The 15,705-nt window shown below is 39.6% G+C and carries 19 protein-coding genes; all 19 read right to left on the bottom strand.

Going from position 1 to position 15,705, the window contains the following annotated elements; genetic code table 11:
• Positions 1 to 2: 2 nt before the first annotated feature.
• The gene (locus tag O3644_RS08085; RefSeq protein ID WP_371595445.1) at positions 3 to 566 is read right to left on the bottom strand and encodes a YutD family protein; all 564 of its coding nucleotides are present in this window, start codon (positions 564 to 566) and stop codon (positions 3 to 5) included.
• A gap of 185 nt (positions 567 to 751) precedes the next feature.
• Complete coding sequence (locus O3644_RS08080; protein ID WP_371595444.1) at positions 752 to 1,849, bottom strand: SepM family pheromone-processing serine protease; 1,098 nt, start codon at positions 1,847 to 1,849, stop codon at positions 752 to 754.
• Complete coding sequence (coaD, locus tag O3644_RS08075) at positions 1,842 to 2,327, bottom strand: pantetheine-phosphate adenylyltransferase (protein WP_371595443.1); 486 nt, start codon at positions 2,325 to 2,327, stop codon at positions 1,842 to 1,844. The genes O3644_RS08080 and coaD overlap by 8 nt, the downstream gene beginning before the upstream one ends.
• Complete coding sequence (gene rsmD / locus O3644_RS08070) at positions 2,317 to 2,856, bottom strand: 16S rRNA (guanine(966)-N(2))-methyltransferase RsmD (RefSeq protein ID WP_371595442.1); 540 nt, start codon at positions 2,854 to 2,856, stop codon at positions 2,317 to 2,319. The genes coaD and rsmD overlap by 11 nt, the downstream gene beginning before the upstream one ends.
• Before the next feature lie 85 nt (positions 2,857 to 2,941).
• Positions 2,942 to 3,202 (bottom strand): membrane protein insertion efficiency factor YidD, encoded by a 261-nt coding sequence (gene yidD, locus O3644_RS08065; protein WP_187421898.1) that lies wholly within the window; start codon positions 3,200 to 3,202, stop codon positions 2,942 to 2,944.
• Positions 3,199 to 3,930, bottom strand: a complete 732-nt coding sequence (locus O3644_RS08060) for a pseudouridine synthase (protein ID WP_005592340.1) — start codon at positions 3,928 to 3,930, stop codon at positions 3,199 to 3,201. The genes yidD and O3644_RS08060 overlap by 4 nt, the downstream gene beginning before the upstream one ends.
• 133 nt (positions 3,931 to 4,063) lie before the next feature.
• Positions 4,064 to 4,609 carry an SMC-Scp complex subunit ScpB gene (gene scpB, locus O3644_RS08055; protein WP_005590827.1) on the bottom strand — a complete coding sequence of 182 codons (546 nt, stop codon included), beginning with the start codon at positions 4,607 to 4,609 and terminating at the stop codon, positions 4,064 to 4,066.
• Entirely contained in the window at positions 4,602 to 5,312 is a 711-nt protein-coding gene (locus O3644_RS08050) for a segregation/condensation protein A (RefSeq protein ID WP_371595441.1), read from the bottom strand. The genes scpB and O3644_RS08050 overlap by 8 nt, the downstream gene beginning before the upstream one ends.
• Positions 5,313 to 5,314: 2 nt before the next feature.
• Positions 5,315 to 6,046, bottom strand: a complete 732-nt coding sequence (gene xerD / locus O3644_RS08045; RefSeq protein WP_371595440.1) for a site-specific tyrosine recombinase XerD — start codon at positions 6,044 to 6,046, stop codon at positions 5,315 to 5,317.
• The gene (gene cbpB / locus O3644_RS08040; protein ID WP_187421894.1) at positions 6,043 to 6,504 is read right to left on the bottom strand and encodes a cyclic-di-AMP-binding protein CbpB; all 462 of its coding nucleotides are present in this window, start codon (positions 6,502 to 6,504) and stop codon (positions 6,043 to 6,045) included. Before cbpB ends, xerD begins: the two co-directional genes overlap by 4 nt.
• Positions 6,501 to 7,022 (bottom strand): metallophosphoesterase, encoded by a 522-nt coding sequence (locus O3644_RS08035; RefSeq protein WP_371595439.1) that lies wholly within the window; start codon positions 7,020 to 7,022, stop codon positions 6,501 to 6,503. Before O3644_RS08035 ends, cbpB begins: the two co-directional genes overlap by 4 nt.
• Positions 6,998 to 7,975: a nucleoside-triphosphate diphosphatase gene (locus O3644_RS08030; protein ID WP_371595438.1), complete on the bottom strand. Its 978-nt coding sequence runs from the start codon at positions 7,973 to 7,975 to the stop codon at positions 6,998 to 7,000. Before O3644_RS08030 ends, O3644_RS08035 begins: the two co-directional genes overlap by 25 nt.
• Positions 7,972 to 8,766 (bottom strand): glutamate racemase, encoded by a 795-nt coding sequence (gene racE / locus O3644_RS08025; RefSeq protein WP_125371384.1) that lies wholly within the window; start codon positions 8,764 to 8,766, stop codon positions 7,972 to 7,974. Before racE ends, O3644_RS08030 begins: the two co-directional genes overlap by 4 nt.
• Before the next feature lie 99 nt (positions 8,767 to 8,865).
• A complete protein-coding gene (locus tag O3644_RS08020) occupies positions 8,866 to 9,114 on the bottom strand; it encodes a YneF family protein (protein ID WP_015605536.1) in 249 nt (82 codons plus the stop codon).
• Between the two features lie 57 nt (positions 9,115 to 9,171).
• Complete coding sequence (locus O3644_RS08015) at positions 9,172 to 10,422, bottom strand: diaminopimelate decarboxylase (RefSeq protein WP_371595437.1); 1,251 nt, start codon at positions 10,420 to 10,422, stop codon at positions 9,172 to 9,174.
• Between the two features lie 256 nt (positions 10,423 to 10,678).
• A complete protein-coding gene (locus O3644_RS08010) occupies positions 10,679 to 11,329 on the bottom strand; it encodes an HNH endonuclease (RefSeq protein WP_371595436.1) in 651 nt (216 codons plus the stop codon).
• A complete protein-coding gene (locus O3644_RS08005; RefSeq protein ID WP_371595435.1) occupies positions 11,322 to 11,945 on the bottom strand; it encodes a hypothetical protein in 624 nt (207 codons plus the stop codon). Before O3644_RS08005 ends, O3644_RS08010 begins: the two co-directional genes overlap by 8 nt.
• A 22-nt stretch (positions 11,946 to 11,967) precedes the next feature.
• Positions 11,968 to 14,175, bottom strand: a complete 2,208-nt coding sequence (locus O3644_RS08000; protein WP_371595434.1) for an ATP-binding protein — start codon at positions 14,173 to 14,175, stop codon at positions 11,968 to 11,970.
• Positions 14,176 to 14,178: 3 nt separating this feature from the next.
• Positions 14,179 to 15,660, bottom strand: coding sequence for a class I SAM-dependent DNA methyltransferase (locus tag O3644_RS07995; RefSeq protein ID WP_371595433.1), 1,482 nt, complete (start codon positions 15,658 to 15,660; stop codon positions 14,179 to 14,181).
• Positions 15,661 to 15,705: the final 45 nt, after the last annotated feature.

Below are 15,705 nucleotides of genomic sequence, written 5' to 3'. Positions count from 1 at the left end.
CTTTATTTCTGGCGAATGACAAAATGGCGCTGCGATTGACTAGATGCTGCTTGCTTTGCCTGTTTGCCTTGTTTCTGTTGTTTGTTCTTGTTTACCTTTGAACGATGTTTTTGCTGATCATCCTTCATTCTTTTAGAGCCACGTTCCCTAGAAATTTCTGGATGTTTTTTGCTGTCCGATTTTCTCTTATGATGGGATTTTTTGTCAAAGGCAGCCCGTCTTGGCTGAGCATTTTCTAAAACAAAATAGGCACAGTCGTAATTACAATACTCTAGCAGATAGTCTTGTAAACGGCTGATTTTCTCTGCATTTTCCTTGGCTTTCTCATCCCGATAAAAACCGCGCAACCGCAACTGTTCATTGCCCCAGTCGCCAACAATATAGTCAAACTTATTCAGAATTTCTGAAAAGCGTTGGTGAAAGGCCGTCAAGTCAAAGGCCTCTTTATAATTCTCCACCAATTCAAACTCAAATTTTTCTGCAATTATCTTGCTGCCCATTTGCTTAAATTCTGGGCCAGGGAATTTATTGTAATTATACAACTCAGGTGAAATCTCTTTACGCATACCTATCCTTTGTCATTCATCTATCTTACTTCATATTATTTTATCACAAAACAAGGGGAATTTATCTTTTTCCAGAAGAAAAAGATCTTTTTGTAAAAAGTCAGACGATTTAATAAAAACTGCTAATCATTTACCAAAGAATAAATCCTTAGTTCAGCTCTAAAAGTTAAAAATCTTAGCCGAAACTAAGATTTTTTGGTTTTTTCTAAATAATCAATCGCGTCCTGAAGGGTTTTGACTGGCACGATTTTCATATCCGTTTTGATTTCCTTGGCTGCTTCAAGCGCTGCTTCATAGTTGGTTTTGGCTTTAGGATTAGCCTTTTTTTCTTCCTCGCTGACAGGATTATCCGGAGCAAAGAAAATTGTCGCTCCGATCTTGGCAGCAGAGACGACTTTTTTGTCAATCCCACCAATATCACCAACCTTACCTTCTCTGTCAATGCTGCCCGTTCCCGCAATCACACGGCCATCTCGCAAGTCAGGATTGGCCAATTGAGTATAGATGGCTAGGCTAAACATGAGACCAGCACTGGGACCACCGATACCTTCGGTCGAAAATTCAATCGGAACACTACTGTTGACCTCCGTACGGTCAATCAAACTAATGCCAATTCCGTTTTTGCCATTTTCCAGCTTGATGATTTTTCCCATTGCCGTCTTGGTTTTTCCATCTTCCTCGTAGGTCACCTTGACACTATCGCCCAAGGCCTGAGAATTCACATATTTGACCAAATCTTCTGAGCTTTCAAAGGTCTTGTCATTGACTCCCGTAACCGTATCCGCAATATTCAAAATCCCTTTAAAGGTCGAATTCGGAGCTACTTTCAGAACATAGACACCCAGATAGTTCATCTTGATGTCTTTTCCTGCAGCTTTGAGACCTTGGTATTTGGCCATATTTTGCGACGTTTCCATATAAAATTGGTTAATGCGCATATACTCAGCATCACTTGAGCCACCTGTCATATCCTGAGCTGAATAAATATCCGTAAAAGGCGTCAGCCAAGCGTAGACCAGATGAGCAAAGGTCGCATGCTGGATCCCAACCGTTACAAAATTGTAGGAACCCGGTGCCTGATCTTCTTTTCCATCCACAGTCAGAACCTTCCGAATGTCTTCTGCGCCTCCAGGCACCTCAATGTAGTAAGGCAGGGGAACAATGAAAGAGAAAAGGAAGAGCACGACCACAATAATAGAGGCTAGTCCAGCACAACCAACTACTTTTAAACCACGTTTATCTTCCTTCGTCATCGTTTTCGGATTTGTCATGTCATTATTCATCTTTTTTCTCCAATTCCTCAATCACACTTGCTGGTACATAGGCAGAAAGATTCTGCTGAAAAGCAATCAATTCCCGCATCGCTGAAGAACTGATGTATCGGTAGGCCGGCTGACTCAGCAAAAAAACGGTCTCCAAGTCAGGTGCTAAGTCCTTATTGAAAAAATGTAGGCTAGCTTCATAGTCCAAGTCCTGACCGTTGCGTAGGCCGCGGACAAGAGTAGTCACATCTAGTCTTTTTGCCACATCGACCGCCAATTCATCATGGGAAGTGATGACTTCCACATTTTCCAAATGCGCCAAAGCCGCTAGAACCATTCTTTTTTTCGCATGGATGCTAAAAAATCCTTCTTTGTGAGGATTGTAGAAAATGCCCACATACAGGCGATCAAACATCCGACTGGCACGCTCAATCAAATCCACATGTCCATTGGTAATGGGATCAAATGACCCTGTAAAGAGTCCAATTTTATCTGACATAGACCGTCACCTTTGAAATTCCATATATTTTTTGCTTCCAGATACCTAAGTCTGCGATTTCTTCTGGCAAATCAACCGACTTGTCCGTCTCACAAACAACCATAATATCCTCGCTCAAGAGCTTGCGCTCCACCATTTTTTCAATATCCGCAATAATCTGCTCCTTGGCATAGGGCGGATCCAGCAGAACCAGATCAAACTGGCCGGTCAACTGCTCCAGCGCTCGACTCGACTCCATCTTGAGCAGCTCAAAGCGCGCTGCTTCCTTGGTCATAACAATATTTTCTGCCACGATAGCTTGCGCCCGCCGATCTTTTTCAACCAAAACAGCGGAATTCATGCCACGAGATACCGCCTCAATCCCCAGACTGCCGCTGCCTGCATACAGATCCAGCACCCGGCCACCATCAAAATATGGCCCAATCATATTAAAAATCGCACCCTTGACCTTATCTGTCGTAGGTCGCGTTGTCTTGCCATCTAATGTCTTGAGGGGTCTGCCCCCGTACTTCCCTGAAACAACTCTCATAAAAAACATTATAACAAAAATATTGAAAAGCTGATAGTAATTGCTAAGGATGGACTTTATTCTCTAGCAAAAAACGGAAACAAGGCTATTTCCGTTCGAAGTCTGTTTTAGAGTCATTCCGCCGAAGACTAAAATGGTCTGGCACTGGATCGTCCCCTTCCTCGGACCAGGGATGGCAGCGACCAATTCTGGCCAAGCCCATCAGCACTCCCTTAGCTCCGTGTTTTTCAATGGCTTCAATCATGTAATTGGAACAGGTCGGCCGAAAACGGCAGGAAGGCGGAAAGGCAGGGGAAATAAAGCGCTGGTAAAATCGAACCGGCGCTATCAATATTTTCTTAATCATTTTTTCTTAGTCTTAGTCACAGCCAAGTTATGCAACTGGCTGACTTCCTTTTTACTCAATCGCCGTGCCTCACCCGGCTTGAGACCAGTTAAATCCAGATGTCCAAACTGAGTTCGTGAAAGCTTGTCCACTGGCAGCCCCACTGCTTCAAACATCTTCTTGACCTGATGATTGCGCCCTTCGTGGATGGTCAACTGAACAACCGAGCGATTCTTCACGGGATCGACCTTGAGAATCTCATAGACAGCTGGCTTGGTTTTCTTGCCCTCAATGACCAGACCGCGGGTCAGCGGACGCAGAACTTCCTTATTGGCCACACCCTTGACACGCGCCACATAGACCTTGTCAATTTCATTTCGCGGGTGAATCATTTCATCTGTGAAGTCACCGTCATTGGTCAAAATCAAGGCACCAGAAGTATCCCAGTCTAGTCGGCCAACGGGATAAATCCGCTCCTTAACCTGCGGCAGCAAATCAACGACTGTTTTGCGCCCCTTGTCATCGGTCACGCTGGAAATCACCCCGCGCGGTTTATTGAGCAGGTAGTAGACCTTTTCTTCATTGTAGATAGGCTGGCCTTCCACTTCTACTCGGTCGCCCGACTTGATGGTAGTCGCTAGCTCACGCACCACCTGACCATTCACGGTCACTAGTCCCTGCTTGATCAGCTCCTCAGCCTTTCTCCGGCTGGCAATTCCCGCATGGGCAATGTATTTATTGATTCTCATCGATATTGTCCTTTCACAAGATACAAAGACCATTTTCACAACTTTAACAGCTGGAAAAATGGCAAATAGGGGAAGCAGTGCCTCCCTCAAGGCTTGGAATCGTTCAGAAAACGTCCCTTATAGAATGAACTTGTCACTCTCCGAAAAGCTGACTTTCCTCAGCAATGAGCTCCGCTTCGTCCACAATCGGCAATTCGTCCAAATGGTTGATGCCCATGTAGTCCAAGAAATAATCCGTCGTCACATAGAGATTAGGACGGCCAATGACTTCCTTCTTGCCATCTTCCCGAATCAGCTCAAAGGCTAGTAACTTCGAAATCGCCCCGCTGGAATTGACCCCACGAATATCATCGATCTCCACCCTTGTTATGGGTTGCTTGTAAGCAATGATCGACAAGGTTTCCAGTGCAGCTCGGGATAAGCTCTGATTGATTGGCGCTCGCGAATACTCCCGTAAAATCTCAGCAAATTCAGGCTTGGTGACCAACTTATAGGTCTTTGAAGTTTCCAGCAAGGTCAAGCTGGAGTCAGGATTTGCTTGATAGTTCTCCGCCAATTTTTCCAAACTCTGGATAACACCAGTCGGCGGCAAGGAAAGGATTTCTGATAGCTGATGGACTTTCAGACCGTCTTCCCCCGCCACAAAAAGCAGGGCTTCAATCTCTGCTAATTTACTCATTCTTTCTTCCTACTAAATAAATATTTCCAAAGTTTTCCTCCTGAATGACCTGCACCTCCTGCACCTTGACCAACTCCAAAGTTGCCAAAAAGAGCGTAATCACTTCATTCATATCTTTGGTTTCTGCGAAAATATCATGCAGGGCAAGGCGTTTGTGAGCCTGACAGCGTTGGCGCACTACTTCCATCATGTCCTCGATCTTGTACTCATCTCGCACAATGGTCGTATGACTCTTGGAAAACTCCTCCTGCTTCTTGGTCATCACCTTGGAAAAAGCTAAAAAGAGATCAACAGTTGTCTTGTCGTGCAGGAGCTCAGCGTCTTCATAAACCAGTTCCAGCTTGGGCTTGGAGTAGTAAAGAGCTCGGTCCTCATGCTGGAGGGACATTTTCTGGCCTAGCAGCTTGAACTTCCGATATTCCTCAATCTGACTCAGCAAATCCTGCTCCAGATCATCTTCCAGATCCACCTGATCTACCACCTTGGGCAAGAGCTTGCGACTCTTGATCAGCATGAGCTGGCTGGCCATGACCATGTATTCTCCCGTCACTTCCAGCCGCATGGCCTGCAGAGTAGACACATAAGCCAGATATTGCTCGATGACCTCGGTAATGGGCACATCGTAAATATCGACCTGATACTTGGATACGAGGTGGAGCAACAAGTCCAGCGGCCCCTCAAAATCTTTTAACTTGATATCCATTCTTATCTATATTTTTCTAATGTAATCACTGTCTTCAAGCCCAGATCACGAGCAATGTCATAGATGCCGACACCTTTTTCCCGCTGACGCAGGATAAATTGCTCCCGCAGGCTTTGGGCTGATAAACTGGCCTGACCCTGCTCGATCAAGAAAGCTTCTAGCTGACGAAAACCCCACTGGCGTGAATAGGACTTGCCATTCTTTTCAAATAAATAAGTCCCTGTCAAATAATCGCCCAATTCGCTCGTCAGACTTTCAGGAATTTTAATAATCCGCTTCTGCCCAGCCTTCTCAATCCGTAAAACCTGAAAATCAAGATTGACATCTTCAACCTTGACCTGCAGGATTTCACTTGGCAAGAGACCCATTTCCAAAATCAAGAGCGCTATCAGCCGGCCTTGTGGTACCGTAGAAGCTTCCCAAAAGGCTGACAAGTCCATCAGCTCGCTTCCCAGTTCCTTGGAAATAGCAACTTTGGGCAGGGTCAAGCGGTGAAATTCCCCAATCATCTTGTTCTCATAAAGATAATAGAGAAATTGATTGACCGCTGAGAGCTTGCGCTTCTGGACAGCCGCCTTGAAATCCTTGATAGAGGCTTGATAAATCCGCAAGTTAGTCTCCGTCACCTTGCTGTGGATTTCATTGACAAATTGCTCCAGATCGTAGGAATAGGCTAATTTTGAATTTTCTGAGATATTTTTTTGTTCTAAAAAAGGGGTGATTTGTTCTTTCATTTTTTGGAAATCTCATACTGACTCGTGAAGGTATGCATCAACGAGTTAACAGCTTTTAAAATCGACTTTCTAGTAATGATGCCATAAAAATGTTGTTCTTTGTCCACAACAGGCAGGAAAGACTCATCCACCAGCTTGTGCAAAACGTCCGCAATCTTGTAATCTGGCTCGACAGTCAGACCATCCTTTCGTGTCATGTGGACAATGTCCATCGACATAAACTCTTCCTCTGCCAGCTCATGCTTCATCCGATAGGCCATGATGTCCGTAAGAGAAATGGTGCCAACGAACTTTTTCTCCGCAGTCACCACTGGAATGCGCGAATAGGTCATCTGGCTAAGCAAGAGAATGGCATGATCCACATTGTGCGTGTCAATCATGACTGCCAGATTCTCTCCCGGCGTCAAGAAAGTGTCTTCATGCTGCAACAGATAATCTTCAAATTCCTTAGCAATCATCGGGCAAACTCCTTGGACAAGCTTGGATAGAGTTCATGATTTCGCGTATAGAAATCAATTTTAAAACGGTCATCATCAATCTCTACCTTAGCATAGAGACGTTCGTTGATTGAGCCACGAGGTTGGCTAATGGATCCCGGATTGAGGAAGAGAGTCTTGCCTTGCATCCAAGCATCTGAAACATGCAAATGGCCATAGAGACAAATATCTGCCCCCACTTCCTGAGCCCAGAGATCCAACTTTTGGAAGCTAAAGTTGATATTGAAAAGGTGCCCGTGGGTCTGGGCAATAATGGTCCCATCCAAATCTGTCACCAGCCGTTCTGGATAACCAGGATAAAAGTCCATATTGCCCGCTACGACATGAATCCCTTTCCAGACTTCATCCTCAAAAGGTAATTCTGAGTCTCCATCATGGAAAATAGCATCGACTTTTCCTAGATAATGATGTTTCATTTCTTCGACAATGGCACGGTCCCCATGGGAATCGCTCATTACGATGATTGTTTGCTTTGCCATGCTGGAAATACCTCCATTAATTTTTGCACTGCTTGTGCACGATGGGACTGGGCATTTTTCTCTTCGATTGTCAGCTCAGCTGATGTTTTTCCTGTCTCTCCAACCAAGAACAAGGGATCATAACCAAAGCCATTTTCACCTTTTGGCTCATGGGCAATGTAGCCAGGCCAGTCCGCTTCAACTACTAAGGATTCCTTATCTGGACTTGCGACCACCAGAGTCGTGTGGAAATGAGCAGAGCGGTCTTTAATATCAAAGACCATGGCCAGTTCATGCAGGAGTTTGATATTGTTTTCATCATCCGTCGCACCAACTCCAGCAAAGCGAGCGGACCAGACGCCTGGTAAGCCACCTAAGACATCCACTTGCAAGCCTGAATCATCTGCCAAAACCATTTTGCCAGTCAACTTGCTAATCGTTTCCGCCTTGAGGCGGGCATTTTCTTCGAAAGTCATGCCTGTTTCAGCCACTTCTGGCAAATCAGGATAGTCATTCAGATTTTCTACCTCGTAGCCCAACTTCCCGAAAAGCTTACGGAACTCTGCTGTCTTGCCCTCATTGCGCGTCGCAATCAAGAGGGTATCCTTGACATCTTTTGCTCCCAGAAAGGCTTGTAAATCTACACCAGTCTGCGGCAGATGGACATAGAGGAGTTTCCCCCCTTCAACCAAAAGAAGGGCTCCCTGTCGCTGCAACAATTCCAACTTCCGATCCGTTTCCTGATTTAAAATATCCAGCAAGAAGGTCAAAAAGCGAAAGGCTGAGCCATAGCGAATGACCGTGATATTTAAGGGCAGGCCTAGCTCTTCTTCCGCTAAAATACTCTCTAGGCGGTCTAAAATCTCAGAAGCTTCAGCTGGTACCTGCTCAAACTCACTGTAAGAGGCACTTTGTCCCCATTCAGCTACATACCAGTCAGAGGCATCTTTGTATTCATAAATGTTCTTTGTCATAAGGTCACATGCTCCACATTGACTTTCAGATTCAGCCAGTTTTCTGCGATTTCCGCAAATCTCTTAGCATTGGCTGTAGTATAAAAACGATGATTCAGTTCGTGTTTCTCACGGCTACGATTGATTTCAAAATAATTGAGCAGGACAGAAATATCCCGTACACACTCAGCCCCGCTGTCAATCAGCTTGACGCTCGGCCCCATCATATTTTGAATAATCGGCCGCAGCAAAGGATAGTGGGTACAGCCCAAAACAAGTGTGTCCACCTTGCCCGCCAGAGGATGGAGAGTCTCATAGACCACCTTTTTGGTCAGGCTGGACTGGAGCTCATTGGACTCCACCAGCGGGACAAACTTGGGACAAGCCAAGCTCTGCACCTCCATCTCAGGAGAGAGAGCCTCAATCTTTTTTCGATAAATATCGGACTGAACCGTCATAGGAGTCCCGATGACCCCAATCTTGCCACCAGTCGTAGACTTGATGGCAGCGCTAGCTCCGGGCAAAATCACACCGAGGACAGGAATGTCTAACTTAGCCTTGACTTCCTCCCAAACAACAGCTGTGGCAGTATTGCAGGCAATAACAATCATCTTGACATCCTTGGTCAAGAGAAAGTTAACCAACTGCCAAGTATAGTCTCGAATCTGCTCCGCCGGCCTAGGACCATATGGAGCCCGAGCCGAATCACCTATATAAACCACTTCCTCGTGGGGGAGTTGCCGCATCAATTCACGGACAACAGTCAGACCGCCCACCCCAGAGTCTAAAAATCCAATCGGTCGGTTATCCATACAGTCTTCTTTCTAAAACAAGGGATTGGAAGCCTAGCCCAAATCCCCATTTTTTATATAGAAATCTCCGTCTGCCACCAAAAGGCAGCTAAGAGAAGCTTATTTTTTGTTTTTATTTTTAGCAACTGCTGCTTTTTGTTGATTGATGATTTGACGGTAAACTTGTTGAACGCGTGCCTCACTTGGTTTTTGACCATTGGCACTGAGCAACATCCGCACTGCTTCTACATTGAGACGTGGATTTTCCGCAAATTCTTTTTCGACTTGACGGCGAAGCAAGTACATACCCAGCAAAATCCCACCAAAGAAAGCCAGCATAATCAATAAAATTGCTAACAATGTATTCATAATAATCCGAACTCCTGTTTCATTTTTTACATTACTCTTTATTATACCAAATTATCTCTATTTTTCAAAATCAAAGCCATAGAGAGTGGCGAAATAATCCTCTGGCCTCTCTGCCCGACGAATCATACGAGCCTGACCATTTTCCTCTAGGAGAATCTCGCTAGAGCGCAACTTGGCATTGTATTGATAGCCCATGGAGAAGCCGTGGGCACCAGTATCGTGAATGACCAGTGTATCGCCAATCTGACTGACAGGCAGCTCCCGCTGGATGGCAAATTTATCGTTGTTTTCACAGAGGCTGCCGACCACATCGACAATCTCCGTCGGCCCTTCCGGCCGATCCATATTGGTAATATGGTGATAAGCTCCATACATAGCAGGACGCAGGAGATTAACCGCAGAAGCATCCACTCCCAGATAGGTCCGATAGGTCTGCTTTTTGTGAGTCACCTTGGTCACCAAAAGACCGAAAGGCGCCAGCATAAAACGTCCTAGCTCCGTAAAAATCTTGACCTGCCCCAGACCAGCTGGTGTCAGGATTTCCTCATAGGCCTGACGAACTCCTTGACCGATGACCGCAATGTCATTTTCCTCGCCTTCAGGCTGATAGTTGACCCCGACACCGCCAGACAGATTGATAAAGTCCAACTCAACCCCCGTCGCTTCCACGACCTCTACTGCCAACTCAAACAGCTGCCGAGCCAGTGCTGGATAGTAGTCATTGCTTACAGTATTGGAGGCTAAGAGGGCATGAATGCCGAATTTCTCTGCGCCCAGCTCCTTGAGGTCTTTGAAAGCCTGGATCAGCTGCGCCTTGGTCATACCAAACTTGGCTTCCTCTGGATGATCCATGATGCTGGTGCCCAGCTCAAAGACACCACCGGGATTGTAGCGGCAAGAAATCACCTTGGGAATCCCAGCCACTTCCTTCAAGAAAGCCACGTCCTCATAGGCATCTAGATTGATGGTCGCTCCCAGCTCCCGCGCCAGACGAAACTCCTCGGCTGGCGTATTATTAGACGAAAACATGATATCAGCCCCAGCAAAGCCCAGCTTTTGGCTCATGAGCAGCTCCACATAGCTAGCACAGTCCACCCCACAGCCTTCTTCCTTGAGGATTTTTAAAATAGTAGGATTTGGTGTCGCCTTGACGGCAAAATATTCCTTAAAACCAGCATTCCAAGCAAAAGCCTCATGCAAGGCACGCGCTCTTTCCCGAATCCCCCTCTCATCATACAGATAAAAAGGCGTTGGAAACTGCGCTGTCAGCTCCGCTAAGCGCTCACGACTGATAAATGGAGTTTTCATACACGCTCCTACTTTCTCTTTTACTGACAACATTATACCACAAGTGTAGGCTGGGGAGGGGAAAAAATAGGCTCCAGAATTTCTACAATGGTTTTAGCCGTTATAAAAATCCTAGAGCCTGTAAACTATAAAGTTAAAAATTTATATAGAATAAGTTAGAAGCTATGAAATCAGATTCAATTGTATACGCACTCTGAACTCGTTGGTCGGTTCGAACTTACAGAATTTGTTAGGTAGCAAGCTGTTTTCTAAAATATTATTTTAATTTATTCAAGCTTGGGAAACTATTTCTAAGTTCTAATAATCTATTATAAATTCTATCTGTTTTGTTATTTTTAGAAAAGTAAAGGTTCAACAATAGATAATCTAATTTCCTATATGCGTAGTCGAATTTCATTTTACTATAGAATAATTTAACCTTCTCATTATTTAAATATTCTTGAGAGATAACTATTTTATAATATTGATCTCGTTCAAAGACTTTTTTTATATTTTCCCCATCAGGGTGTACTATATCAATAATCTTACTTGTATCAAATTCTTTTTTTGCTTGATTGCAATTTCGACAAGCAAATATAAGATTTTCGATATGATCTACAGATTTTCCATTTGGAGATGTTTTTTTTAATTCATTACTAACATTACTAACATTAATAAAATGATCTAACTCATATTGAGGTGCTGAATTTATAGCGACTGAAACACCGCAGTAGCCACATTTTTGATGATAAATTTCTTGAAAAGTCTCATAATAATTAGAACATTTATTTTTGATTTTATCATAATGTTTCCCCAGATTGTCATCTTTGTTTGTTCGTTTATCGATTTTATCTGCTAATAGATTTTTTTCTTGAATAATTTTTGCAACGTCAGCTTCTTCTTCTCCCACAAATCGATAATCACTCATCTCTATTCTCCAATACTTCCTTCTTTATAATATCTATTAGCTCATCGATTTTTTCGTCTGTCAATTCTCTATACGATGTTATTTTATTAAGTAAATTTTGTGTATTTTCAACAATCAACGACCCTTCATAAGCACCTTTGTTTAATTCTAACTCCTTCCCAATTCTTCTCATCTCTAATATTTCTTTTATTGCTTCTTCTATTGTAGGTTGTAAGTATCTATTATAAAAATCATTAGCATTATCTTGAGAAGCATTACCTTTAGAAGTAGCAAATTTGTTTAAAACTCCATAATCTACTAAATCCCTATTTTGAGTTATTACAATTACTTTTATAAAAGGATTTAAAATTCTTAAAACTAATTTAAATTCTTGACCAGTAAATTTTGAACCAGATTCTGCATATTCATTTTCAAACAACTTAGAATCAATAACAATAATATCAGATTCTAAAACTCTACTATCAGTTAATAATGATTCATAATCTCTACTACTACTATCAAATTTTATTTCATCATAAACGATTATTATACCATCTTTTCTAAAATCATATAGATAATCAACTAATAATGGATCTAGCTTATCATCCACATATATTATTTTAATCTGCTGTGTCATATCATACCCTCACTAATAATTTTTATATGTTCATTTCTGCTTTTAAATTAAATCCTTTTGTTTCGGCATCAATATTAATATTACCATTAAGTTTATAGACTGTGTTATTCACCATCCACATCCCTAAACCATGCCCATCTTCTCTAGTGCCTTCATGAACATTTAATATTTTCAATGGATTATTTTTATATTTTTTATCAAGCCCTTTGCCATTATCAGAATATTCAAGTAGTAATTTTCCTTCATTGTAATCGAAATCAACCGATATTTCTAGTTCTTTTCTATATTCATTCACCTGCACACTATTAAGAATTAAGTTATCGAGTATAATCATTAAATAATCGTAAGATATCATTATGATGTCTTCGCCTGTACAATTAGTTTTAAAGTTAACCCAATTATATTGAGTTTTCCATTTTTCAACTATCTCCTCCACAAGAACCTCTAAACTATATTCTCGTGGTTCAAATCTTTCTTTTTTATTTTCATCAATAATGGTATCAGAGAGATCTAAAACTTTTTCTAAATCTTTTTCAAGATTTTTTAATAATAATGGAATGTTCCGACTACTTGGCTTTTCAGACTTAAGTTCCTCCCAATCATATTTTCTTTTTAAAGCTTCTTCAATTTTTTCAGGATTTGCAGCAATTGTATTCCTATTATTGTGTAATTCATGGCTCAACGAACTTATTTTTAATTGTAAAGTAGCGAGAACATTTAACAACTGTGCTTCATATCGATAATTTTCTTCCACTTCATTTTTTTCAGATGTGATATCGTTAACTTTATTTTTATACTCTGAAAGTTTATTTTTAACTTCAACTAAATCTTGAATAGTTAATTCTTCTATGGATTTACTTTGTTCAATAAAACTATCAATTTTATTTTCAATATTAACTTCTTTTATAACTGATGTTCGATTTTCTTTATCTTTTATTTTTCTAATATCTCTAATTATAGATTGTCTATAACTTTCAAATTCCTTTAAAGCACTATCAATGATTTTCTTTAAAATAATAAAATGAATATTTTGAACAATACCCTGCCTATTTGAAATATCTTCAATATGAGAATTTTCTTCTTTATCAATTATAATGTAACCTGATAATTGATTTCGACGAACTCTCCAAGAACCTGTTGGATGTGAAGCAGCTGCTGGTGAGGAAGCAGAACGTTTCCCAAGCTCTAACCAGTCTGTTCTACCTTCAAAAGAATCTATACTAAAAGCATTTCTATATAAAATTACCCCCATGTTAAATCTATTTGATAATGATTTGTATTTATATTCATATTTTTCTTTATCTACCTGAGTAACATTATTTAAACTAAAATATAATTGACCTTCAAAAGAACCTACTCCCTCTAATAAATCTGCAATCATTTGCTCTGTTATATCTTCTTTTTTAATATCTTCTTCTTCAATTATTAATTCGGAGATTTCTTTATTTAACTCGTCAATCATATTTTGTTTAAACAAATACTCTTTTATATTCTTGCTTGTCATTTTCAAAACAGAATCATTAAATTCATCTGAAAGTACTTGACCAGAAAGTATCTTATTCTTAGAATTATAATTGATTGCAATAGATTCAAGATAATTTTCCCCAATTTTGGGATTTGTCCAAATTAACTCAGCCTCCTCCTCTAAACTTTCTCCATTTTCTACTAAAAACATTATAGAAATTTTCATTTTACCATCTCTATAAGTCTTACTTATATAGTTTTTTAATGGTTTAATACTTTTTGTTGACCATTTATCTCTTAATTCATTGATTTGAATTCTAGTTCCTTGGCTAGCTATATTATAATCAATATCAATCTCTGAACTATTCCAATTGGTCTGCCAGTGATAGCCAATCTCAGATTCTTTTTTAGTAAACATATCAATTGATTCACCTAATCTAGCTAAAGCAAATCTTCCAATGCCTTTTGATCCAGCAAAAATCCGTCCCGTATCAGAATCTTTATAATCTCTGGTGCTCTTACCAACGTGCATCCAAGCTTGCCTAATATCATTTTCATTCATTCCAGAACCATCATCTATTATTTCAAGCATTAAGCGCCCAGTATTCTCAGATTTTTTGAAAATTAAGTTTAACTTACTAGCCCCGGCATCATAAGCATTTTTTATTAATTCTAAAATAGCAGATTCTTTTGTTGAGAAATTATTTCTACCTAAAACCTCTGCAATAATATTATCTTCAACGATATAGTTAAGTTTATCACCCATTTTTTACTCCTCATCAAATAATTTAATTGGGATTCTAATTTTTTTTAGATCGTTAGTGCTTATATTTTTATATCCTGATGAATAATTCTTAGATATTCTTTTTAAATACTCTACTACAAGTTTTGAATTTAAATATTTTAGAATTCTATTATAAGATGACTGACTCAGATCCCTTAAAAATACAATTGAAATACCAGCCAATACAAAACCAAAATCAATTTGTTTAAATGGAACATCTTCTAAATTAGCAACCTTCGGTATTATAATTTTTTGAGAATTGTAATTCAACATTCCCTGAGTCCGACCAAAATAAATACCATACTTTTCTTGAAAAGAATCATTTAACTCATTTCTTAAATAGTCATAAGTATATGGATAACGTTCACTAATTGTAATTATTTTCTGATTTCTATCATCATAGGGAAAGATTGTATAATAATTTTTATTAAGATTAGAAACTCGCACTCCCTTTTTTAAAATAGCTTTCTCAATAAGATAATGTCTAGATTTTTTTTCTATAACATAATAATCTTCCAATTCATCAATGATATCTTCTTCAGCAATAAGAAATACACTATCTTGTAAGGTGGCTAAACCATTTTTTATATCTGCTATTTCTCCCAGTAAGACGGAGTCTCCTCCTTCATACATAAATTCTTCATCATATAGATAATAAATTTCTTTGTTATGCAGTTCATCATATGAAAAACTCTTTAATTTAGTATTGTTTGAACTTACAATCTCTAAATTAGCATTTTCATTAGAAATAACCGTGATTGCTGTATATGTTGTTGCATCTTCAAAATTCAATAAATCACCATAATCAATTATTTTTTCAATGTATTTATTAGAGATTAATGTTTGAAGTAGTGTTTCAGCACCTCTAGCTCTCAAATAATTGTTTGGAGTAATGTAACTTATTTTTCCTTTTTTATTCCAAAGAGATAGTCCTAACTCAAAGAAATAATAATAGATGTCAAAGTTAAATCGATTACAGAATTCACTATGTTTTTTTAGTTTATCAACCATATATTTGCCCATATTTTTTCTTGAAATATATGGAGGATTACTAATAACATAATCGTATTTTTTTTGTTTATCAAATTTTTGATAGTAATCTAATGCATCAAAAATATAAACATTCCAATTTACTGATAGATCATTGTAATATTTACTAACCAATTTATCAAGTCTCGAAATACATAGTTTAATAGCGTCTTCTCTAATATCAAATGCAGAAAAGTTATTTTCCAATTTCTTTTTTATTTTTTCTTGACATTTATTTTGATTCTTTTTTAGAAACTCTTCAACAATTAAATAAAAAATATGTCCCTCTCCAACAGCAGGTTCAATTATTGTGAACTCTTTTGTATAATCAATATTTAAACAATCAATCATAGTTTTCGCTAATGATTTACTAGTGTAGTAAATACCATTTTTCTTTAAAAAGTTTTGTTGACCCATCACTTTATATTCTCTGTTCATAATTATTATGTCTATTATACCAAAAAACACGGCATTACACCGTGT

The organism is Streptococcus sp. 27098_8_113, assembly GCF_041432545.1.
In the GTDB taxonomy this organism is placed as follows: domain Bacteria; phylum Bacillota; class Bacilli; order Lactobacillales; family Streptococcaceae; genus Streptococcus.
This window is presented reverse-complemented; position numbering and strand designations above follow the sequence as displayed.